The sequence below is a fragment of the Olivibacter sp. SDN3 genome (genome assembly GCF_014334135.1).
Taxonomy (GTDB): domain Bacteria; phylum Bacteroidota; class Bacteroidia; order Sphingobacteriales; family Sphingobacteriaceae; genus Olivibacter.
The window spans coordinates 2,662,080-2,686,044 of record NZ_CP060497.1 but is presented as its reverse complement, the minus strand read 5'-3'; the positions used below and the strand labels follow the sequence as shown (position 1 = coordinate 2,686,044).

Sequence of the window (23,965 nt, the reverse complement as noted above, 5' to 3'; positions counted from 1 at the left end):
TAAACAACAGTGAAACAATAACATTTAGTGCGCATCATTTAACCTTCGGATGTAACGATCGCTTAACGCCTACAGAAAAATACATCATACGGTCTTGATAATTGCTGTAACTATTGGTATATCCATCTAAGTTGTCTCCAAAAGATATTCCAAGCTGAAAATTCACATTGACAGCCCACACTGGACCGGTTAACGAATATCCGAAAGGGATATCTATACCAACATTTACCGGTACCACCGTGGTGTAACTATAGTCTTCTCCGGCAAAAGTTTCTGAAATCCCACCATCAGGATGCTCACCTCGATATGCCTCAACATCCGAATAAATAAAACCTATTCCAACTCCTGCATAAAGATTACTGAGATAACTCCAGATATTTTTATTGGAAAGCGAATAAAGGCTGTAATTTTTCGCCTGCGGCATGAACTGTCCCACACGAACCTTCACATTCGCATTTGCGCCGACATAGCGATTCAGGGCATCCCTACCGGCTTGATCGTCGCCCTTTAATCGACCCAACTGTCCCTGTAAGCCTACTGAGGTGAAAGGCGACACGAGATAGTCCACCTCAAGGTGCCCTGCGTAGTCTATTGGCTTATTCCGCAAATCACCATAAAGCTTGGTTCCTCCTCCACCAATACCTATACTAAACGGCCCGACAAACTGTCCAAAACAAACAGCAGGCACACTTAACCCAAACAAAAGAGAGCAAAAACGTATCTTTTTCAACATAAAACAACTTTTAAATAATTTATTAATTTAATTACAAAGTTATGTTTTTATAACGCTTCTTTTAACAAATTATTCTTCTATTCACATAGATAAAGCTCTTAAGCGAACAACCGATCATCAGTCATAATTACCTGGTTCTATCGGTAAGCGAAAATGGTTTATCTTCCTCTGCCATACCACGTGTTCGAGAAGGCTCTCTTCCCATAAGCAATTCCAGCCGGCCGCCATTAATGAGATCTTTATAAGTAAGGTAGTTCTTAGTATATGTCTCACCGTTTAAATTAGCTTCCTGAATATATACATTATCTTTATCATTATTCTTTGCATGTATCACAAACGTCTTTCCGTCCTCCATCGTTATGGTAACTTTTTCGAACAGCGGGCTTCCTATCACATACTCATCGGTACCCGGGCAAACGCTATAAAACCCCATCGCGCTTAACACGTACCAAGAAGAGGTTTGGCCCTGATCTTCATCTCCTGGATAACCGTTCTCAGTGCTATTGTATAACCTATCCATAATATTTCTGGCATGATACTGAGCTTTCCAGGGAGCACCAGCATAATTGTACAGATATACCATATGTTGTATTGGTTGATTTCCATGTGCATATTGCCCCATATCGGCCATTACCATTTCTGTCATCTCATGAATCATTCCTCCATACGTCCCTACATTTACCCTATTGGGTTCGGTAAAAACGGCATCTAATTTTGTTATAAAGTTCTCGTCGCCACCAAGCAACTCCGTAAGCCCTTTTGTGTCATGAAAAACCGACCACAGCCAATGCCATGCATTCCCTTCCGTGAACGCTCCTCCCCATTCCATTGGATCGAAATCTGGATTCCATTTCCCAAGCCTGTCTCTCCCCCTCATAAAACCCGTCTTGTGGTCGAACACGTTTTTATAGTTGTACATCTGTCGTTTAAAAATATCCGCATAAAAAGGTTTGTCAGCCATGAGCGCCAACTGGTATCCACAAAAATCATCGTAAGCGTATTCCAACGTTTTTGCAGTTGCTTCACGAATACCGGGATAAGGTACGTATCCAAGTTGGTAATATTCCTTCCATCCATCTCGGCCATTTGCCGGCCCCCAAGGTCCTTTATTCGTTGCCTCATGCAGATAAGCTTCTAAAGCTTTTTCCGGGTCGAAAGTGCGGATACCTTTTGCCCACGCATCAGCAAGTAATGATATAGCATGGTTCCCAATCATACTCCCAGCTTCACTGGGGAAAGACCAAGAGGGTAGCCATCCACACTGTTCATAGGCAGCCAGTAATGCTTGCATATAACGTCCATGCATCGTCGGATACAACAATGCATTCAGCGGGAACTGTGCCCTAAACGTATCCCAGAGTCCTGTATCAGTAAACATGTAACCCGAATAAACCCTACCATCATATGGGCTGAAATAATAAGCGTTTCCGTCCTTATCATATTCATAGTATCGCCGCGCAAACAAACTCGCCCTGAAGAAACAGCTATAAAAAGTTGCTTTATCAGCCTCACTTCCCCCCTCCACCTTTATACGAGATAGGTGTTTATTCCAAACATCACCCGCACGATTTTTCGTATCCTCCAACGCTTTATCCTGCATCAGTTCCTGCGTTAAGTTTAGCTCTGCCTGTTCCATACTAATATAAGAAGATGCTACCTTTACCTGAACCGTTGCTCCTTTTTCAAATGTCAGGTATGCGCCTTTTCCTTCGCCTTCATCTTCCAATTTGTTTGGATATATATTATTATCTCTATTTTCCCAAGCGCCATAAGCTTTAAATGGTTGGTCGAAAACTGCAACAAAAAAACTTTTAAACCCCTCCTTAAAACCTCTGCCATTATTCACATATCCAATAATTTTCCGTTCATCAGGAAAAATTTTAACCATGCTTATTCCCGTATAGCCATCCAATACTAAAAATGCCTCGTGTTCCTGTGGGTAAGAAAAACGTAGATGCGCCCCTCTTTCGCTTGGAGACATCTCCACCTGTATATTATTATCCATAGTTACACTATAGTAATGCGGCTTAGCAACTTCTTTTTCATGTGTAAAACCTGTTGCTCGCGCATTCTCGTCCACTTGAAGGCTGTCGATAGTAGGAAAGAAAGAAAATACCGCATAGTCATTAGACCACGAACTGCATTGGTGTGCTTGTTGAAACCCCCGCAATGTTTTTTTAAAATACTGATATTTCCAGCCGTCTCCATTTTCACCGGTTTGTGGCGTCCAGGTATGCATTGCAAAAGGTAAAGCCGTGGTTGGATAGGTATTGCCTCTTGTAAGTTCATGTTTGGAATTCGTTCCTTGAAGCGTATTTACATAATGAACAAGGTCTTCTGTTTCAGCGGGTTCAGGTTGGATGATTGCTTGTTGACCAAAAGAGGTGCCGAAAAAGGCCATAATAGCACCCGTTAAGACTAGCATAAGTCGTCTCATAATTAAATAGCTTATAATATCAGTATCTCGTACAAATATAATAAATCGTTTTAGCTATTTAAAATTAACATTGAGTTTTCCAGCTCTTCTCAATATTACTTCAAAATACAATTAAATCGTAATAGAAATCAAGCAATCGCGATGAAGCAAGAATCGGTCATGAATATCCATTAGAAAAAAATAGCTGAAATCAGCTATTGTAGCAAAAACCATAAGCACATAATTTTATTCTTCAGTTCAAACACGTGAATTGAAAAGTTTAACAACACCTTTCATCATATCTATATTAAGGTCAAGTGCAGTAAAAAAAATAAAAAACAAATCGGCTGAAGCATTACGTCGAAAAGAGCTATGGCAACTGAGAAACTAATCTTTCCTTCTGAAATAATAGAATTTACTACAGAGCATCATTTCTATAGGTACAACAGCCGTAGTAATATCATCTATCAAGCAGTATTATGCATTACCGTATTGGCTTTTATTTCTCTATTTTTTATTAAAGTCGATGTAAGCGTCAACGGACAGGGTTTATTAACCGCTATCAACGAGCGTAATATGGTAAAAGCCCCTATATCTGGACGAATTAAGCAAGTATATGTTAAATTAAACCAAGAGGTACAAGCTAACGACATATTATTCACTATAGAAACCAACCAGCTTAACGAGCAATCATCGTTCAATACACAAAGAAGAATAGAGATTTCACAACGTCTCAGCGATCTTCGCAAATTAACACACCTCCGAGAAAACAGCACTATAGGTAATTTGTCGTTACAATCTGCTCTTTATCGCCAACAATATAATCTATATATACAACAATACTCAGATGCGCAACTGCATTTGGAGAACGCACAGGGTATTTACGAAAGAAACAAAAAGCTATACGATAAGCAAGTTATCTCTGATGCTGAATTCGAGAAAGTTCATTTCGATTATCAAGCAGCGCTAAACAAAAAGAGATTAATACACGAGCAACAGATCAACCAGTGGCAAACAGATCTAAATAGTTTGAACGCGGAGCTAATGGATCTCACATCGCAACATGAGCGATTTGAACAAGAAAAAGATCTATACACGGTTAAAGCACCTATCAACGGTTCGCTACAACAATTTAACGGTATACTACCAGGCAATTTCGTTACCGTGGGTGAGACCGTAGTTGAAATTTCTCCAGATTCAGGGCTTATTGCCATCATTGGTATTACTCCTAGAGATATTGGCTTGCTTAGGCCAGACATGCCCGTTCGTCTACAGATAGACGCTTTTAATTATCACGAGTGGGGCATGGTAAGCGGTAGCATTGTCGACATCTCCAAAGACGTTGACATCGATGAAAATCGCTCAGCCATATTTCAGGTAAAATGCCAATTACAACAAGGCTCTCTTTACCTTCCAAACGGTTACGAAGGTAGATTAAAGAAGGGCATGAGTGTACAAGCACGCTTTCAAATCGCTAGGCGTAGCCTTTTCCAGCTATTGTACGATAAGGTTGACAATTGGTTAAATCCTGCAAATAGTCGTAGCACCTAGTATTTATTTAACAAAATATTTATGTCTGGTATAAGAATAAAACAGCACGACATTACTGATTGCGGCGCCGCCTGTTTAGTTTCAATCGCTGCTCATCATAAACTTCTGATGCCTATCGCTCGCATCCGTCAGCATGCAGGTACAGACACCAAAGGAACAAATGTTATGGGGCTAATTGCTGCCGCAAATAAAATAGGCTTCTCAGCGAAGGGGGTAAAAGGGACATATGATAGTCTTTATAAAATACCGCTGCCCAGCATCGCACATATTATCTATAACAATGGGTTACATCACTATGTGGTTATCTATCAAATCAATAAAAAAAACGTTAAAATCATGGATCCGGCCGACGGTAAAATCCATAAAATACCACACACCGAATTCGAGAAATTATGGACCGGAGTATTGGTGTTGATGGCCCCAAATGAGCAATTCAAATCAGGCAAAAAACGTGTTTCCATTGCCAGTAGATTTCTTTTTCTTCTCAAACCACATCGTTCAGTATTCCTGCAAGTACTCTTCGGTTCCATTATATATACCATTCTTGGTCTTTCCACATCCATTTTTGTACAGAAAATAATTGATCAGATACTGCCAAATGGTAATCATAACCTCCTCAATCTCATGGGAGTCATTATGATCGTAATATTAGGTCTTCAATTTTTCATCAATCACGCAAAAACACGCTTCACGCTTCGAAGTGGTCAACAGATTGACGCGCGCCTCATCTTGGGTTATTACAAACACTTACTCCGACTTCCGCAACAATTTTTTGACACGATGCGTGTAGGGGAGATCATTTCCCGTGTTAATGACGCGGTAAAGATTAGAACATTCATTAATGACGTGCTGGTAAACTTTGCCGTTAACATCTTTATCGTCATCTTTTCCTTCGGCCTAATGTTCACCTACTATTGGAAACTTGCCGTGATCATCCTGCTGGTTATACCCATATACGCCATCATATACTATATTTCCGATCACCTTAATAAAAAAACTCAGCGCAGCTTAATGGAACGATCGGCCGATTTGGAAGCCCAACTGGTGGAGTCTATCAATGCCGTAGGCACAGTTAAACGTTTTGGGTTGGAAGATTTCGCCAATATGAAGACAGAAAACAGATTTATTAAATTACTGCAAACCGTATATACGTCTTCTATCAACGCATTATGGATTGGTAATTCGAGCTCTTTCTTTTCCAGCTTGTTCACCATTATTCTTCTATGGGCGGGGTCTAATTTTGTTTTGAACGGACATATTACTCCCGGAGAACTTCTCTCATTCTACGCCCTCATTGGTTACTTCACCGGGCCCGTCAGCAGTTTGATCACCATGAACAGAAATATTCAGGACGCCGTAATCGCTGCTGATCGCCTATTTGAAATAATGGATTTGGAAAGAGAAGAAACTGAAAATAAAGCATCGCTAAGCCCAACGCTTATGGGCGATATTATTTTCAAAGACGTAACCTTTCGTTATGGTACACGCGCACCCATTTTCAGCCACCTTGACCTTTGCATACCTCAAGGTAGAACAACAGCGATCGTTGGCGAAAGCGGATCAGGAAAAACCACCTTACTTTCGCTACTACAAAAGATCTACCCTATTCAAGCGGGAAATATTTTTATTGGTCGGCTAGATATAAAGCATATTAACCCGTCAAGTCTCCGTCAATTTATTAGTGTGGTACCTCAACAAATTGATTTATTTGCAGGCAACGTTATAGATAACATTGCGGTAGGCGATCTATCCCCTGATATAAACCGCATTTTAGAGATTTGTTCGTCCTTAGGGCTTCTATCCTTTGTGGAGAAGCTACCGGCAGGTTTCGACACTTACCTGGGAGAAAACGGAGCTTCACTTTCCGGTGGTCAGCGTCAGCGACTAGCTATTGCCCGCGCGCTTTATCGAAAGCCGGAAATTCTCATTTTAGATGAAGCGACATCGTCTCTTGATACCGCTTCGGAGCGATACATTCAGCAAGCGATCAGCGATATGCGTCAGCAGGGCAAAACGGTAATTCTTATTGCCCATAGATTGAGTACGGTTGTTGGCGCTGATAAAATCATTGTCATGCAGGGCGGCAAGGTTGTAGAAGAAGGAACTCACGAAGAGTTAGTCCAAAAGCAAGCTGTCTATTATAATATGTGGAAACCCCAAACGATTGTTTTACCAGAAACAACGCTAATATAAAATCAACGATTCGTTCTAGAGGTAAAAGTGCATCTTGAATTAGCATTATGATGAAATTATTTATGTACATTGATAGGGTAAACCGTTTACATCAACTCATTAAACGTAAACGTACGGGCACACCTGAAGAACTTGCAGAAAGGTTAAATTTATCCGTATCAAGAATCTATCAAATCATTGAAGAGTTGAAATTAATGGAAGTTCCCATTGCTTATTCCAGAACTTTCAGAAGCTATTATTATACTAGTGCATATGAGATCCTGATAGATGTTCAATTAAGACCTTTAAACAATCAGGAATACCATAATACAAATGGTGGGTGTTACGCAAAAATCACTGTTTTGCCCAATCTTGTACCAAGCCCTTTATAGTTCGTATCATATTCTTCGGATGGTCTCCCTTTAATATAAGAAAATCGGCTCCACAACTAATAACTTGTTGAAAAGTGTCAGGCTCCACCATTCCAGTGTACCCCATTACTCTAACCTCTGGCCACTTTTCCTTGATACACTTAATAGTTTCATACCCCCCCAAACCAGGCATAACAATATCAACTATACATAACATGGGTTGTTGATCTAGATTGGCTAACGCGTCGATAAATTTCTCGCCATTTTCTGCTTCAAGAGCCACATTAAAACCATGAGACTCCAAGACCTCCCGAAGTAAGGCTCTATGGAACTCATTATCATCTACAATTGCAATTTGAGGTGGAGACATACATACAATTATATGAGATTTTTTTATACATATCAAGAAACACTACACATATAATTACTCATAAATACACAGCCCCCATAAATAACTATTTTTGGGCAAAAACCCATAAGCTCTTCTCATTTGCGTTTTTATCGTTCTTTACAGCTCCAAATAAGAGCAAACAATACTGGGTGTGAAACGGTTATAAAAATTTATTTTTTATTTGTTAAAATTCAAAAAAGGATTTGTATTACATTTGTTATGCGGAAAAGTCCATTAAATTAAGAGATATCATGCAAGAAAAGATCAATATTCTCTATGTTGACGACGAAGAGAACAATCTTATTTCCTTCAAAGCTACTTTCAGAAAGAAATATAACGTAAAAACTGCCATTAGTGGTGAAGAAGCTATGGTATTGTTAAGTAACCACCCATTTGAAGTCATCATAACCGACCAACGCATGCCCAAAATGACAGGGGTCGAGTTTCTTGAGCATATTATTCCCACATACCCGGATCCAACACGAATTCTACTAACCGGTTATACAGACATGGCTGCAGTAGTAGAAGCCATCAATAAAGGAAAAATTTTTCATTACCTTAATAAACCCTGGAGTGAAGAAGAGTTAGACAATACTATTCAAAAAGCCTACCAAGCCTTTATGGAGAAAAAAAAGATTAAAGAAGCGAACGATCAACTTTCTCTAACAAATGAGCAATTAGAGTTCTTGCTTAGACAACGACTGCTTTCCTAGTAATCGTCGACATGACTTGAATTAGGGTGAGCAATCGGAATTTTAATCAAAAACTCACACCCTTCACCTTCCTCGCTATTAACCGTTATTTTTCCGTGATGTTTTGATATGATCTGTAAAACAATAGCTAAACCTAGACCGGTTCCCTCACCTATTTCTTTAGTAGTAAAAAACGGTTCAAAAATTTTATCTCTGACATCATCACTAATACCTCCTCCATTATCCTTAATAGTAATATACGTATATGTTTCATCCGCGCGTGTATGCAACAGCAATTTTCCTCCATAAGAAGCACTAAATTTTTGTTCTATCGCGTGTACTGAATTGGTTATCAGGTTTAAGAACACCTGATTTAGTTTTCCAGGGAAACATTCTACATAAGGGAGTTCTCCATAATTTTTTTCAACAATTATTTTATCTTTTATCATGCTATTCAGCACAACCAAAGTCGATTCAATACAGTCGTTCAAATTGGCCAACTTTAGATCATCCTCGTCCACTCTCGAAAAAACACGTAAACTTCGCACAATTTCGGCTGTCCTTACTGCCCCCTCTTGAATACCACTTAATAATGATTGAATTTCTTCCTTAAGGTAATCAAACTCCAGTTCTTCTTTATACTGACTGATTTTCTCCATTTTATCTTGAATGTCAGAAGAGGATAAAGCTGTTTTTTCGAAAAATTCAATTGTTTCTAGCAGAAATGCGACATCCCGTTTAAGCGGTCCAACGTTTGAGGTTACAAAATTAATGGGGTTATTGATCTCATGTGCAATACCGGCTGTGAGCATACCTAAAGATGCTAATTTTTCAGATTCAACCAAATGTGCTTGGGCCTGTTTTAAGTTCTGCATAGCATTATTTAAATGCTCATTAGTTTTTTCAAGGTCTGCTGTTCGCTTGGCAACCTCCGTTTCGAGCAATACGTTTTGTTCACTGATAATGCGTTCATTTTCTTTTGAAACCTTTAAAGCATGGGCCTGAGAGGCCTCCTTTTCCTTCCTATAAAAGTTAATCCGATCGGCTAATGCGAAAGAAAGTAAAGATATTTCCAGAATAGATCCTATTTCTAAAATATAAGATGTGAATGTGTTGTAAGGAATAACATTAAAATTCCTTAAAACAAAAAGAATTACACTGACAAAGAATACCGTAAAGGCAACCAAAAAGAAAATAGCCGGTCGATAGCCCAATTTCCTTATGTAGTTTGCCAGAAAGAGGATATAAATAGATCCAAGTGATGCAATAACCTGTAGAACGATTGCTCCGTAGTAAATATCAAAAATTCCTATTAATAAAGCAGCAAAATACAAGATAACAATAACATTTACTCCTAGATCCCATTTTGGCGCATAGAATTTCGTATGTAAAAAGGATTTAATAAAGGCGATGGTCATCAAACCAGAAAAGAACGGAACAAAAATAGAACTAAAACCTGCCATAAATGCACTATTAGGCCAAAAATACATGAAAGCATACCCTTGAAACAAGGCTTGAGTCAGTCCAACAGAAAAGATATAGAGGATATAAAAAACGTAACTGTTATCACGCGTAGAGACACTTACAAAAAAGTTATACAGCATCATAATAAGCACAGCCCCCGCATAAAGCCCAAATATCAGATTTTTATTAGATAGCTTTTGTAATATAGCTTCCTCACTACCTACGAATAAAGGTATTTGCAATTGATCGTTTGACGATATTTTAATATAAATTTCTCTTTCCGTGCCCGAATCTAAGGTCAGTGGAAAAATATAATCGGGGGCTCGAACAAACCGTTCATAAAAGGTTTTATACTTACCCAAACTATCTATCAACACCTCACCCGTTTCATCAACGGCATATAATATCACACTATCTAAGGACGGCTGTTGCAGTAAAAGAAAAAAATCTGTTCTTAAGGACTTGTTAGACAGGCAGAACTTTAACCAAACTTTCGATTGTGTAAAGCCAAAATTGAGCACCCCCTTATTTACCTTTCTTTGAAAATGTTCCACCCGTATCGATTCAAAGTCGGCATCCTTGGTTTCATCGATATAATAAGAAATCCCAGTATCAATCATCAGCGGGGAAGATGCGCTTTGCAATGATATTGCCGAAGGGCATTCCTGTGCATATAAACCATATGATCCCAGCAACATTAGATTCAACATCAAGAACCCTATCCTTTCGCCTACCAGGCTCAACATTAACTTGTTAAAGCGCGACAATTGTATGCTGACTGCTTTCATCAAAATCAGGAATAAGTAAATCATACTTCACTAGGTATTCTCCTTTCGGTCCCTTTTCCAAAATTGTTTGTTGTGGTTGCGCCCGAAGAGCTAAAATTTTCTCACGCTCTGTTTCTGTGGCTAAGCTCAAATCATCTATATTTTTCATACGCATAACCGTTGCTACCAAATCATCTTTAGGGTAATAGAAAAGTCCCTCGTTCCCTAGTTTTTTTTCTACCATACACCCTAGGCGTAACCCCATTTTCACTGTTATCGGCGCGCAAAGCACAAATAGACTAACAACTGGCAGTTGCTTTGCAATTGCAACACCTACTCTAGAAAGTATATAACTTCCTATCCCCATTCCAGCAACCTCCCTGGAATTCCAAAGACCGCAGATTTCACAGGTCCCCCCCCTGGCTTCATCTTCTTTTATCAAGTCAAAAATTTTCGCATCATACTTCCCGATAGCTGTTTGGATAGGTAGCGGATACCGTTCACTTACCATCTGTATGCGAGCACCTCCATACACCATTTTTGTTTCCATATGTTCCACAAGGATAACAATCGTATTCGGATCATCCACCCAGTCTTGTCTGTTGGAAGTTATTTGCGTAATACCGAAGATTTCAAGTAATTTTCTATGCCCGACTATAAATTTACTACAAGCTTCTGGGTCGTTTGGGGCTCTAAAGGTTCTAATCTGGATCATACCTTAACCTTGGATTAATTCATCAAAATCTATAAAATACCTTCCGGAACTCGTGTGCTTACCCAATAGAATACGTCTCCCTACATCAGTAACCATTGCCCCGCCCAAAACTACCGATGAAGCAAGTTGAGGCCAGCCAACAATTGTTTTATTCATCTCCGCAAGCGAAACTTTCATTGCAGCCGATACATTTTCCATGCCTATAATATCCACCAAATACGGCACCTTCTCTTCAGCGCGCAAATGCTTAAGTTTAAGGGCTAGTTCGTTCACGTCTCCATCATCTAACTGTGGTAACCTTCCATGGAAAATAGGTCTATCCGGTTCATGATCATATCGCTCAACATCTAACATCCCCATATCGTTTGTATCCATGATAACAGGTATTTTAAGCGCTCGGGCTTTGATTCTGGCTATTATTTTTATATCTATACCATCGCATTCTTCTACTAGCAAATCCAGCTTACCATTCCCTGTTAAAAATTCGTCGATTGTCTCGATATTCACCCCTTCTTGGTAACACACCACTTTTAGATACGGATCTTGCTCCGCTATTTGTCTAGCAGCAAGAACCGTTTTATTGATACCGAGCTCATGTACAGCACACCTCACCCTATTCATATTGCTTAGTTCCACGTTGTCAAAATCTGCCAGCCTAAGTTCACCGCATATCCGTTCCATGGCCATGGTTTGGGCAATACTTTGTCCAACAGACAGCCCTATAATTCCTATCCTTTTGTTTCGTAAAACAGCTATTTCTTCGGGCGTAATTTTGTAAATATTTCTGCTGGTTCTCACTTTAATAAAATCATCTTCATCCAGCAGATGTACTATTTTTCCAAGCCAAGGGTAATAAACCCACGTTCCATAGTCATCACAGGACTGATTGCCGAGCAACTCATTGATCGCTTCTTCAAATTTTTGTTTATTCCAATCGTACGAAGGATAACTAATCTTAACCAGCTCTATCAACTGCTGATAAATAGTATCAACAATTTGAATATCCTGAACATCAGCCAAAAATTTATCCATGGCCTTTTTTTCTGCCGAATTCCTTCGATAAAATATCTTTACTTGATAATTGTTTTGATCAAAGCGATTTACCTGTTCGGGATGCATATGCTAAAGATTAAGTATAAAAATTATCATTCAAACGTTTACAATAAAATCGGTTTTCAATTGCTGGGAATCTTCACAAGAAATTCCGTTCCTTCGCGTTCCACTGAATTTACGGTGATAGTTCCTCCTAATTTTTCCAACACATTTTGTACATTATATAAACCTATCCCGCTGCCAACCTCCGTTGTTAACGATGAAGCTCGAAAGAATAGATTGAAAATTTTGTCTAAATACTCCTCTTTTATCCCAAGCCCATTGTCTTTTACTTTAAAAGTTGCATGCGCATTAGAAACACTCATGTCAAGACTAACAAATTTATCAGCTTCCTCCGGACGCTGATATTTAAAGGCGTTCGACAACAAGTTATTAAGTACCAGTCTTAAGGCCACTTCATCAGAGAAAAACGGTATAGATTCATTAATGGTTATGCGGAAATCTATTCCCTTTACGTTCGCGTGGGTATGGTAAATAGCGTGCATATCTTGAGCAACATCCTTTAAGCTTATCTTTGAAACATTAAATTCGCCGGTTTTGATACTATAATAATCTTGTATTTGAAGAATGTACTTATCTAAGTGTTCTACAGAATTGGATATAATACTTAAAATTTCCTTTACTTCATTTTGATCATCCACTTCAAGTGCAAGTTTGGCCGCCGATAGGATCCCCGTCAGGGGTCCTCGTAAGTCATGACTTACATGATGAGCAAATTTATCGAGCTCCCGATAAGCACTTTCCAGTTCCTTATTTTTCAGCTTCAACAACGAGTTGGTCAAGTAGTGCCTATTTGCTTCTTGTATTACCCTATTAATTGTCTCATAATTCCAAGGCTTCTGAACAAATCGATATACATTCCCTTTATTAATCGCGTCAACCAATGTTTTAAGGTCATCTGTAAATGCCGTAAGAAGAATTCGCACAGGCATCGGATAACTTACACGAATTTCCTTAAAAAAGTCGGTTCCTAATTTATCGGGCATCCGCTGATCTGAAAAAACAATCCGTATATCCGGATGATCGTTTAAAAACTTAAGCGCTTCAGTAATATTACTAGCCAAAAAAACAACGTAGTCGTACCTAAAATGAGCATTAAAACCTACTAGGTTCTGCCTTTCGTCATCTATATACAATATTTTTATCCGATCTTCATTATTCATGATTGACTATATTAGCAGTCAGCATACCTGATTTTTATATTTAGTTAATTCTGGTTATTATCTTCACACACCACACCAAGGTACCCATACGTAAATCAGCTATCAAACAACTAAGCGCGGCTAATAAGCACGCCTATTTATTTTACCTCATTACATCTCCATATCCATTGGGTAGGGAACACTTAGAAGAGACTCCCAACAGGTTCTGTAATGTTTCTTTAACAAAGCAAAGGGCAAAGGGTTATTTTCAATGATCATTGGTATTTCGTAAGCAGGAACCTGTAGATCTTTAGCTAAAAGTGCCACAATCGGTGCTTTAACACTACTTAAATTTTTTATGTGGTGTAGGGTAACAAGCTTAGTGCTCCTAGCCTCTTTATATACATCTCTCAATACAAGTTCTACCTGTTTAACGTTTTCCCGGTATTTCTCAAGCAACTCTCTTTTCTCTTCCAAATAATCTTTCAGGTAGTTAAACAACTTACTTGTTTGTTCTAGATCCAAAAGAATGGATGAAGCCATATTCCCATTATTAGACCATCCATTAATTTCGAGTTTCAAATAATCAGTCTCTAAGGCGTCATCGACAGGTTCTAGATCGATAAAAGATTCTCCGGGTAATTGCTTGATTCTTAATCCCTTCATTAAGCAGTGAGTAATTCAAAGTATATTAAATATTGTATTAGTATTTATTATTGAGCAATGCTTACTTGTTTAATAAATTACACGAACTATGTCAATCTCCTTATTCACCGCTCTCCGTCTAAGTACTCACAAACACTTGCATCTTGTCTTCATGTGTACCGCCTTAGCGTGAAAATAGCACGCCGGATACACATTCGGCCCTTTATGGACGTACAATTCTTCTGAGAGAAAAGACCTCATTTAAGCAATACGCTTTATATTTTAAATAGAGTGGTACCCTCGCCCAAAATTACTATTTATTCTTCCAGAAAGTAATTGATTGTACTCCTCAAGTAAATCCACATATTTATCTTTCCAATAATTTATCCGTTCTATTTCATTAATCAAGCCATCTGTAGGTACAGGTTTACTGTTAATAAATGCCTTTTGGAAATCTTCGGAAGAGAAAAGTTCAGGAAACTCTGATGAAAAATCGTATTTCAATGCGCACCCTACTTTGTAAATAATTTCAGGTTTTAGCTTTTGCTGCCCAAACCAATTATAAATTGACCGTCTATTAACATTAGCCAAGCGGGCCAGCTCACTTATGCTATAGCCATTCCTCCTGACCACTTTTTCTACGATTTCACCGTAATGTTTATTCAAGTTTTTCATTTTATAGATAGTTTTTATATCGCAAAAGTAGGGTATACTTTTTCTCGATACTAGAGGAAAAGAACTATAAAAAAACAGGAAATTTCCTGTTTTTTTATAGTTCTTTTCACAGTTAAACGGAGATTAAGTTGTGTTTAAGCGCTGCCATCACCAGCCCAACCCTGCTTTTTACCTGAAATTTCTCAAAAAGCATCGCCCGATAACCATCTATTGTCTTGATAGACAAAAACATTTTAGCCGCAATTTCCTGATAAGTTAAGTCAGTGCATGCCAACTGCAAAAACTGCAATTCTCGATCTTTCAAGTTGAAAGACATATTTTTAGACTGCTCCTGATAACACAGATTGGTCACGAAAGAGTTGTAAAATCCCTTAAGCAGAATTTCTGTTAATGCCACTTCCAGCTCATTCGGATCCATATTTTTCACAAGGTATGCACAGCAACCTGCCCTGATCATTCTCATCACATTACCTGCATCTTCCATCATGGAAAATGCTACCATCTTCACATTAGGGTAAGAAGCCCTCACCTTTGTAGCCACTTCATAGCCTTCTTCCTGAGGCATATTAACATCTATCAATAAGATATCAGGAGTTGGTTGCGAACCTAATTTAGCTAGTAAATCCTGTCCATCAACAGCATACAGTGTAACATCAAAATTTGGGAAACTATTTACATACATTCCCACTGATTTTAAGAATAATTGTTGATCATCAACTATACCTACTGTCCCTTTCATAAGGCCTTTATCTAGTTTTTATATCTTTCATAACACCCATCAAATAAAGCATTGTGTTTCAATTTTTTATAAAAAACAGAAACATTTGGATAGGTTATGACAAATAGCTCGACGACATATTTTCAAAATTCGTACCAGTTTAGTGTGTGCTTTTCTCTTTTTGCTCGAATAATAATGGTAATTTATGTAAAAACGGTTGACTTTGCACGTAATGAACTGTATAAAAATAGTATTTTTTTTTATATTAAATCATCAAATCAAGCATTTTTATTTAAATGTTTAAACTGGTATTATGAATTTATATATAAAGTACTCACCCCTGTCCAAAAGATTAGACATGTAATTATCCATAATAAGCGGAAACATACCTATTACAATCTGATCTTATCATGAAATAATATTTACTCATTATTTCCTAATTCTTTATACAATCCCTACAAACGTGCATATTCTTCTTCAAATCTTTAGAAATTTGCCTAAAAGTTACGTACATTTTAAAATCATCTATCATGACAAAAAGATTTATTTTTTTATTACCGCTATTTGTATTTGTACTTACAGCATGCGATAAAACAGACGATCCGGAAGTAGATATTCCTGAAACCATAGATCAAACCATTGTTCGTACCATGTGGTTAACGACTTCAGAAACCTTTTCTTATAAAGATACTAATGGGGCAACCGTTCTTGATAGTAGCCAAACGTACAACAACCCCAGTGCCTCGGGCATTCATTACAACTTTAAACACCCGGCTGATCACCAAGTGACACGGACTAACACCATCACAAATGCACGTAGTCAAGGTGATTGGGATATCCTCAGAGAAAACAAAAAAGATCATATTGTTGTCACTTGGGAGTCTGGCGAAATTGATAAATATGAAGTGGTTCATTTTACTAAGTCTGAGATGACCTTACAGCTTATCTCAACCGAAGGGTCAAACTTAAAATACAATAAGGACGGAGAAACCCGGACAGCAGCGAGACGTGAAGGCATTATAGAGCTACTATGTCCCTGTCGTCTGGGCCATTAAAATTAAATTTTCCAATAACATCCTATTTATAACGCAACATCTCCACGTAAATGTTGCGTTTTTTTTGTTCTTCATATTCTCTTCTAATGTTTCTACGCATACTGTCAATAGATTTTTTTTAAAAAAAACACATTATTTTAAATAATAATTGAACGTTTTACAAAAAAAAACTAAATTTGCTTGTCAGATGTAAAATATCGGTCAATATATTCGGAGCCTTTCCGTTATAGTAGCAGTAATTGAAGCATTTTTTATCCAACCGTGAAAGATTAACTGTACTATAAATTAACTGCCTGGGTAACCCATAGTGTAGCCCAGCATGAGTATAGTATGGCTAAATTTTTCTAAATCCTTTAAATTAAATGAAAAAAAACATTTTTTTCTTAGCAGTTATCGCGGGAGCATTTTTATTCACAACATCTTGCTCCAAAGAACCCCTTGTAGAAGAGGCAAAAACAATTGAAACATCAGAATCTTCAACCTCTTCACTTAAAGCTCTTGCACGTTCCGGGAATTTTTTTTACGGTGTTAACGGACATCCTTTGGGAACAATAGCCTACACCAGTGTCCCGGCAAAAAAACAAATTGACGCTATTAAGTCCTTAGGTATGAACATATACCGGATCGATGTCCTTTCACAAACGGCCAATGGTTTAGTCACTGTGCCTTATCTTTACAAACCACTAAAAGAGGCTGCGGATGCCGGCGGCGTTACTTTACTTCCCATGCTCTCTGCAAGAGATTTTAGTTTTGATTTAAGTACGGGTGAAGCCTATCGTCTTGGGCGCGTTAGAGGAGACAGATTTGCGAGAAGATATAAAGACGATTTCACCTACTATAATATCGCAAACGAGATGTGTAATAAGATTATTATCACCGGAAAAAACTACTCAGGTGCACATAAAGAGCATTACGATATGAAGAAGTTTAACATCGTAGCGGCCTATCTCAAAGGCATGGACGAAGGGATTAAGTCAAAAGATCCAGATGCGAAAACTATTATCAATGCATGTTGGATGCATTTTATGTACCTGAAAATGTTGGAAGAGCGAGGCGTAAAGTTTGATATTGTAGGTTACCACTGGTATGATGACCACGAGCGGGCAGCTCTTAATAACCATGGTATAGACGATATTACTAAGTTTTTATCGACAAAATTCAATAAGCCTATTTGGTTTACCGAAATCGGTGTTCGCAATAAAGGTAATTTCCGTACTGACCAAGAGCAAAAGGAATTTCTTGACTCTTTTCTGAAAAAATGTCAAAACAACCCGCAAGTAAAAGCTGCGATGATCTACCAACTATTTGACGAACCTGAAAAATATGCAAAAGATGCTGACTTGGGTATTTTTCGCTGGGCAAATACTTACAACCAGTTTACACCAAAGGCATTCGCAAAATAAGATTGACTAATTAAATTTCAATTACTGTTATTTTATTTAAAGAACGTCAGCCAGTAATTTGGCTGACGTTCTTTAATTATACAGTATCATCAACCGCTCAACTACTTATTTTATTCACCGGTTCTAAAACATTTTCGTAAATACGGAGATATTTTGCTACGTTTACATTAACATTAAACGATTGTGTATGGTTGCGTGCGTATTTACTCTTATCAAGAACCAACGCTGTATTTTCAACAATGTCTGCCAACACTTCAGAAAGCTCAACTTCTCCCGGAGAAAAAAGCCATGAACATTTATCATCATGAATTTCAGTCAACCCCCCTCTAGCTGCCATACAGACGGGAATACCAAAAGCCAATGCTTCGATTGCCACTCTACCAAAGGGTTCATTCCACAACGAAGGCACAATGGCTACGTCAACACGTTGGTAAAAGTCCTTTGGGTGAACGACACCTAAAAACTCATATGAAATCCCATTTAATTTTTTCTTAAGCATATCAACGTACTCTTTTTCACCCTTACCTGCCAGCAAAATCTTAAACCCTTCTGGATAACGATTATTGAGCAAAATAAGTTGATCCACCAAGTAATCCACGCCTTTATCTTCGGCTATCCGAGCCATGAAACCAAACGTCAGACGATCTCCCAGCTGTTTTCGAGGTGTCGATTCATCAGCTATACTGACTGCATTATAAACCACATGCTGCTTGGAAGGAGGCAAGCCCACAAAAAAAGAACTATGTTTCTCGAGAATAAATCTGCTTATCCCGACAAAAACATCCGGAAATTTTATAAAATTTCTTTTAATCTGATAGGTAATATTACAATCCTTACAGAGTTTTTCACAATTTTGCCCTTTGTTGAACATATTACATCGATGACACAAGAGGTAATAATCACGCATCGTATGAACTAATGGAATCTGTAATCTTTTAATGACTTGCCATATTGCTGGTGAAAAACCCATAATATTATTGGTATGGACAAGATCCGGTTTAATCCGCTTAAGTAATTTACGAATTCTCCAAACGTAAAAGGGGTTACAAGAATCAATCAACATCCAAATAGCTTTTATTAAACTATTATATTGCCTACCTTCAAACTGGCGAACTATGTTCCGCTGCTTCACGTGAACTACTTTTACACCATTCAAATCCTGCTCCGTGTCTTTATCTCCTAAAGTAAATACGAAAACTTGATGTCCTTGTTTCACCAAGCCTTCTGCAAGTAATTGCACAGATACTTCTGCTCCACCGATCAACTTAGGGTAGTAAAGCGTATTAAATAGTACGATTCTCATTAGCTGTTAGTCAATTTCGTCAAAACTACCTGATCTACAAACTGTCGAAATTCGCTCTGAAAACGTTCCTTGGAAAACCTCATCGCTGATTCTCTTATAACATGCGGATCGAAATCCCCGTCAACCATGGCAAAGTCTTCTACTGCTCCATTCAATGATTCTGCTGTTTGCATATCAAACAAACGACCATTATCTGCATGAATAAGTTCCTTACTAGCACCTCCACTATAAGCTATTACAGGTATGCCCGATGCTAAAGCCTCAACGATGGCTATACCAAAGTCCTCTACTCCAGCGAAGACAAACCCTTTTGCTCGACTAAGCAATTCCCGAATTTCCGCTTTTGAACGATAACCAACAAAACTCACATTATTCCCTGCCCTTTTCTTCAGTTTTTTCATTTCCGCACCGTCGCCCACCACAATTAGTTTTTTTCCATTTTTCGTAAACGCATCGATAATTATATCAAAACGTTTATACGGCTCTAACCGACCAACCGTTATAAAGTAGTCTTCCTTTTCATCAGATATATAAAAATCTTCCACCTCTACAGGCGGATAAATCACTACACTATCTCGATCATATCTTTTTTTCACCCAGTCTCGTACAAAATAGGAATTGGAGATAAGGAAGTCCGGGTTTTTACTTGCTTTCAGATCGAACTTCTGGAGTAATGTTTTCAAGAATGAAAACATTTTTAACGGCCCACGGAAATATTTATCTGATTCTTCCCAAACATATTTAAAGTTCCTTGCCTGAAGGTAGCAAATATGTATCTCGTTGCCAACTCTATATGATTTTGAAAGGGCCCACGATGAGCTAATTACAAGATCTATTCTGTTTTTTTTTGTTTGATTATTAAATTGGCTTACAACCATAGGAAAAAAGGGCATGAAATACCTAAAGGATGATTTAAATTTCCTCATGATTATCGATTGTTCGATATGCACAGGTTGATCACCATAGGTTTTAACCAAATCTTCCTTTTTCATCTTATTCACGTACGCATAATAATAATCAAACCGCATAATTTCAGAAATAGCGGTTACTACACGCTCTGCTCCACCATACTTATCGAGCCAATCATGAATCAAAGCTTTTTTCATTTATATCTTTTTAAATAATTTATTTGTATAATCCATCCAAGAGCTCTATGCAAAACGGTAGATTTAAAAATACATTTTCAAAACTTCCACAATCCTTTGTCCACTTGATAACCAAGAAAACCGGGCTACATTCCCATAACCTTTTTCTATCAGCGACCTTTTTAAATCTTTGTCTGTTAAGACCACTTTAATCGCTTTAGTCAGAGAATCTATGTTATGAGGGTCACAGTATAACGCACTATCACCAAAAACTTCGGGCAAAGATGAAACGTTGGACACAATCACGGGACAGCCACATTTTTGAGCCTCCAAAGGAGGGATTCCAAACCCTTCATAAAGTGAAGGGTAAATAAACCCCGCTGCATTACTATAATAGCGTACCAAATCCTGATCACCAATCCGTCCTAGGAATTTAATTTGGGAATGCTTTTGATATTTGCCGAAATCAAGTGTCTTAAAACTAACGCTCTTGAGATCACCAATTATATAGAGAAAAATATCCTTCGTAAGCAACTTCTTTTCATTTAGGTTGACGAAAGATGTCAGAACTGCATGCAGGTTCTTCCGCTCATTTAATGAAGAAACGGCTACCAAATAAGAAGTACCATTCAGTTTGGGATCAGTCAACGGCTTAAAGTTATCGTCTACCGCATTGTAAATCACCGTTATGTCCTTTCCTCTTATTTTCTTCGGATAAAATAATTTTATTTCACTTTTAGAAAATTCACTCACAGTAAAAATGTGCCTGGAAGTCTTTAGAATGCGAGGGATCATTAACTTGTATAGTAATAAAAAGCTTTTCGAATAGCTTTTCGGATACCTCAAATAGGCGACGTCATGAATCGTAGAGATCTTGTTTTTATAAAAAATAGGTGCCGCATTACATAAATTTATCAATAACGGCCGATTAATCCTATTCAAATATAATGGCAAGTCAATCTGTTCCCATATATGTCCTTTATTTCTTCCTATGCTAGAAACTGGAACTTTTTTAGTAAAATCCGATGCTTCCATTTCTCCATGTGGCGCAAGAAATACAATCTTATCGCCTAGGAGTTGGTGCAATACCAACGAGATTTCTATAGCAAATCGCTGCACTCCAGTAATTTTCTGCGTTAAAAATCTCGCATTGATATAAATTTTGTTCGTCATTTTATTATTAAATTGCCGGGAAGTAATATTTTTTACCAATTTTTGATTACTAACTTTAAGTTAGCTCACAGAACATTATTATTTACCTGATGAGTTAATAAGTGATTGATATGCATAATAAACGGGCCTCTTTCGATATGAGCTGTCTTCTTTATAAATTAAACCAAAGTTTACTTCCGAAGGATACCGCTTAGCCAAAGCAGGTTGGTCAAACAATTCGTAAATGAATATTCCCTTAACGATGCCTTGTTTTATCAACCGTTGAATGGTTGTTTCTACATAAGTTTGTTGCCTTTCCAAGGAAGATTTTCTAGCGCCCAAATGGGTATTAAATTCTGTAATCCAAATCTCTTTACCGAATTTTTCCTCCACTTTAGAGAGAATATTGCCGTAGGGTTTACGGGCATTTAAAATATCCCCCATATTAGAGTACCAATGATAACCAATGATATCATAATCTATATTATATTGTTCCAATAGTTCTAAATAATACCAATGGGTCCATGTCAGCGATAAGCTTACCTTTATCTTCTTGACCGATTTAAATCCATCGATAAAACCTGATAGTAACCACATTCTTTTCTTCGCTTCGTCAAGATCATAATGTTGTGGTTTAGTCCCATCAACGGAGGCATTTTTCTTCATCAATAAAACGTCCCACTCATTTCCTACTTCTATTACATCAAAAAATCTCCCATATTTCTTTGCGAAAGCTTCACCTTGTGAAAAATAGGTTTGATAGACTGTACTTGAATCTCCAACCATTTTCTTCGTTCTAGGAGATAGCACAGGCATTGCAACAATACCTTTTGCCTTTAGTTTTTCCAGGAAGCCAGAAAAAAGTTGATGATTATGTACCAAGCCATCCTGTGTCAAAATCACATCAAATCGGTAATGACTAAGGTTTAAATCTTTAATAAATGCAATTTGATCCTCCCAAGTCGATTTTTTATATGCTTCCTGCGTGAAAGGATGTCCATTAATTCCCCAGGCAAATTGTTGCGCTTGAGCGTTTTTAAAAGCAGTCGTAATCCATAAACAGCTTAAGAATATGATTATTCTATTCATAACGTTATTTTTCTTCTATTGAAGGTAGTTGCTTATTAAATACGTAAACGACACCGAGATATATCCACAGTGATGGGTAAGCGAATTCAGGGACTGTAGCTAACATAATAAAATACAATATAGCTAAACCTGCAGCATAACAAAAGGCAAGATCTTTATCAGGGATTTTTACAAAAAAGTGCTTACCTACGAAACAGGAGAAAACGATAAAACCAACTAGACCATTATTTACCAAGATCGTCGTTAAAAAGTCAGTTGAACGGACATACCCAAAACCTATCCCAAAAAGTTGATGTAACCACCCCAGCCCCATCCAATATTCAAAATGCGTAGTTATATTTCCTCCCCTGTCTCTTGAGGAAACCGAATCCCCACTTATTTTAGAGTCGAAAACGGAATTGTAAATACTATTAAAGGTATCACGGAACGCATCAAGTTGCATAACTGCAAGTATGATCAGCGCTCCAAGCAAAACATAGAAAATCTGTCTATAACGTTTTTTGTAAATGAACCATGCAACATTGAATAGTATAATAGAAAAATAGGCCGTTGTAGAAAAGGTAAGTATTAAGCATACGAGTAATAATATATTATCAAACCTCCTTTTTAAACCATAAGTTAACGCCCAAAAAGGCAATATAGTAAAGGCGAACATGGAAGGCTCACCAGTATACCCCTTCATTCTCATCAGTCTTATACCAGCAGCGGAGGTCGTTTGAAACAATGAGGCATCTCTATCTCCAAACTTTCTATTCGTCATAAAATCGCCCGGGCCTCCTGTAATCTTAAAGTATACAAACTCATAGATTGCATAGAAACAAAGCAGACGTAAAGCCCAATAGATATATTTCACTACCGATCTATCAGCATAGTATTTTACAAATAAAAAAATAATAAAAGAGATTATTATATAAAGCGACTGCGTAATATGAGAAGGTCTAAAGAAATACTGTAAAAAGCTTCCTCTATTAACCAACACCAATTCATCACTGAGCTTCAGGTCGTATATCAAGTTCAGAAATTGAGAGATGATACTAAAGGACATGAAAATCATAAAGAATATCGTCGTATCCCTTATATACATAGCCTTATTATTGCCCGCAGGAAAAGCTACTAAAACGCCAAATAGAAGTGCCGCAATGACAGTCGTAACCGTTGTACCTTGAACAGCAGGAACGAGTAAAAAAGACAGCAACGGGAAGAAAAGCACCATAAAGTTAACGCAATTCCTATAAAAGGGAATGACATCGCTATGGTATTCTTTCAACTCGTATTCTACAGGTGTTGATAGCTGATTAACTCTCATCACAGAA

21 protein-coding genes are annotated in these 23,965 nt (G+C 37.8%); 6 read left to right on the top strand and 15 right to left on the bottom strand.

Features of this window, described 5'->3' with window-relative positions; all coding sequences use genetic code 11:
* Positions 1-34: 34 nt before the first annotated feature.
* A complete protein-coding gene (locus H8S90_RS11080; RefSeq protein WP_187342588.1) occupies positions 35-733 on the bottom strand; it encodes a hypothetical protein in 699 nt (232 codons plus the stop codon).
* A gap of 127 nt (positions 734-860) precedes the next feature.
* Positions 861-3,170 (bottom strand): GH92 family glycosyl hydrolase, encoded by a 2,310-nt coding sequence (locus H8S90_RS11075; protein WP_255501912.1) that lies wholly within the window; start codon positions 3,168-3,170, stop codon positions 861-863.
* 351 nt (positions 3,171-3,521) lie between these two features.
* On the opposite strand from H8S90_RS11075, the gene H8S90_RS11070 reads away from it, so the two are divergent.
* Genes H8S90_RS11070 through H8S90_RS11060 form a run of 3 tightly spaced genes read left to right on the top strand, consistent with a single transcriptional unit; the run spans position 3,522 to position 7,264 of the window.
* Positions 3,522-4,700 (top strand): HlyD family secretion protein, encoded by a 1,179-nt coding sequence (locus H8S90_RS11070; RefSeq protein ID WP_187342587.1) that lies wholly within the window; start codon positions 3,522-3,524, stop codon positions 4,698-4,700.
* Positions 4,701-4,721: 21 nt separating this feature from the next.
* A complete protein-coding gene (locus H8S90_RS11065; protein ID WP_187342586.1) occupies positions 4,722-6,893 on the top strand; it encodes a peptidase domain-containing ABC transporter in 2,172 nt (723 codons plus the stop codon).
* 47 nt (positions 6,894-6,940) lie between these two features.
* Positions 6,941-7,264 carry an HTH domain-containing protein gene (locus H8S90_RS11060; protein WP_187342585.1) on the top strand — a complete coding sequence of 108 codons (324 nt, stop codon included), beginning with the start codon at positions 6,941-6,943 and terminating at the stop codon, positions 7,262-7,264.
* Here the strand turns inward: H8S90_RS11060 and H8S90_RS11055 are convergent.
* Positions 7,227-7,613, bottom strand: coding sequence for a response regulator transcription factor (locus H8S90_RS11055; RefSeq protein ID WP_187342584.1), 387 nt, complete (start codon positions 7,611-7,613; stop codon positions 7,227-7,229). The two genes, H8S90_RS11060 and H8S90_RS11055, sit on opposite strands and share 38 nt — an antisense overlap.
* A 272-nt stretch (positions 7,614-7,885) precedes the next feature.
* Between H8S90_RS11055 and H8S90_RS11050 the strand changes: the two genes are divergently transcribed.
* Positions 7,886-8,347, top strand: coding sequence for a response regulator (locus tag H8S90_RS11050; RefSeq protein ID WP_370525692.1), 462 nt, complete (start codon positions 7,886-7,888; stop codon positions 8,345-8,347).
* Here the strand turns inward: H8S90_RS11050 and H8S90_RS11045 are convergent.
* The 7 genes from H8S90_RS11045 to H8S90_RS11015 all read right to left on the bottom strand — a co-directional run bounded on the left by H8S90_RS11045 (position 8,344) and on the right by H8S90_RS11015 (position 15,586).
* Positions 8,344-10,602 (bottom strand): 7TM diverse intracellular signaling domain-containing protein, encoded by a 2,259-nt coding sequence (locus H8S90_RS11045; RefSeq protein ID WP_187342583.1) that lies wholly within the window; start codon positions 10,600-10,602, stop codon positions 8,344-8,346. The two genes, H8S90_RS11050 and H8S90_RS11045, sit on opposite strands and share 4 nt — an antisense overlap.
* On the bottom strand, positions 10,544-11,272 hold the full coding sequence (locus H8S90_RS11040) for a hypothetical protein (protein ID WP_187342582.1): 729 nt from the start codon (positions 11,270-11,272) through the stop codon (positions 10,544-10,546). Before H8S90_RS11040 ends, H8S90_RS11045 begins: the two co-directional genes overlap by 59 nt.
* 3 nt (positions 11,273-11,275) lie before the next feature.
* Positions 11,276-12,391: a ThiF family adenylyltransferase gene (locus H8S90_RS11035; RefSeq protein ID WP_187342581.1), complete on the bottom strand. Its 1,116-nt coding sequence runs from the start codon at positions 12,389-12,391 to the stop codon at positions 11,276-11,278.
* A gap of 56 nt (positions 12,392-12,447) precedes the next feature.
* Positions 12,448-13,548, bottom strand: coding sequence for a hybrid sensor histidine kinase/response regulator (locus tag H8S90_RS11030; RefSeq protein WP_187342580.1), 1,101 nt, complete (start codon positions 13,546-13,548; stop codon positions 12,448-12,450).
* 150 nt (positions 13,549-13,698) lie between these two features.
* Positions 13,699-14,193, bottom strand: a complete 495-nt coding sequence (locus H8S90_RS11025) for a hypothetical protein (protein ID WP_187342579.1) — start codon at positions 14,191-14,193, stop codon at positions 13,699-13,701.
* A 261-nt stretch (positions 14,194-14,454) separates the two neighbouring features.
* Positions 14,455-14,838 carry a helix-turn-helix domain-containing protein gene (locus H8S90_RS11020; protein WP_187343004.1) on the bottom strand — a complete coding sequence of 128 codons (384 nt, stop codon included), beginning with the start codon at positions 14,836-14,838 and terminating at the stop codon, positions 14,455-14,457.
* Between the two features lie 121 nt (positions 14,839-14,959).
* Positions 14,960-15,586 (bottom strand): response regulator transcription factor, encoded by a 627-nt coding sequence (locus tag H8S90_RS11015; protein ID WP_187342578.1) that lies wholly within the window; start codon positions 15,584-15,586, stop codon positions 14,960-14,962.
* Between the two features lie 509 nt (positions 15,587-16,095).
* Here H8S90_RS11015 and H8S90_RS11010 point away from each other — a divergent pair.
* Both H8S90_RS11010 and H8S90_RS11005 read left to right on the top strand, forming a co-directional pair.
* Positions 16,096-16,620 (top strand): hypothetical protein, encoded by a 525-nt coding sequence (locus H8S90_RS11010; RefSeq protein ID WP_187342577.1) that lies wholly within the window; start codon positions 16,096-16,098, stop codon positions 16,618-16,620.
* Between the two features lie 362 nt (positions 16,621-16,982).
* Entirely contained in the window at positions 16,983-18,023 is a 1,041-nt protein-coding gene (locus tag H8S90_RS11005) for a glycosyl hydrolase (protein WP_187342576.1), read from the top strand.
* Between the two features lie 97 nt (positions 18,024-18,120).
* On the opposite strand, the gene H8S90_RS11000 is transcribed toward H8S90_RS11005, so the two are convergent.
* From H8S90_RS11000 to H8S90_RS10980, 5 genes are all read right to left on the bottom strand, one after another.
* Entirely contained in the window at positions 18,121-19,326 is a 1,206-nt protein-coding gene (locus H8S90_RS11000) for a glycosyltransferase family 4 protein (RefSeq protein ID WP_187342575.1), read from the bottom strand.
* Complete coding sequence (locus H8S90_RS10995; protein WP_187342574.1) at positions 19,326-20,432, bottom strand: glycosyltransferase; 1,107 nt, start codon at positions 20,430-20,432, stop codon at positions 19,326-19,328. The genes H8S90_RS11000 and H8S90_RS10995 overlap by 1 nt, the downstream gene beginning before the upstream one ends.
* 63 nt (positions 20,433-20,495) lie before the next feature.
* Positions 20,496-21,584 carry a glycosyltransferase family 1 protein gene (locus H8S90_RS10990; RefSeq protein ID WP_187342573.1) on the bottom strand — a complete coding sequence of 363 codons (1,089 nt, stop codon included), beginning with the start codon at positions 21,582-21,584 and terminating at the stop codon, positions 20,496-20,498.
* Between the two features lie 78 nt (positions 21,585-21,662).
* Positions 21,663-22,652: a glycosyl hydrolase gene (locus H8S90_RS10985; RefSeq protein ID WP_187342572.1), complete on the bottom strand. Its 990-nt coding sequence runs from the start codon at positions 22,650-22,652 to the stop codon at positions 21,663-21,665.
* 4 nt (positions 22,653-22,656) lie between these two features.
* Positions 22,657-23,958, bottom strand: coding sequence for an O-antigen ligase family protein (locus H8S90_RS10980; RefSeq protein WP_187342571.1), 1,302 nt, complete (start codon positions 23,956-23,958; stop codon positions 22,657-22,659).
* Between the last annotated feature and the right edge of the window lie 7 nt (positions 23,959-23,965).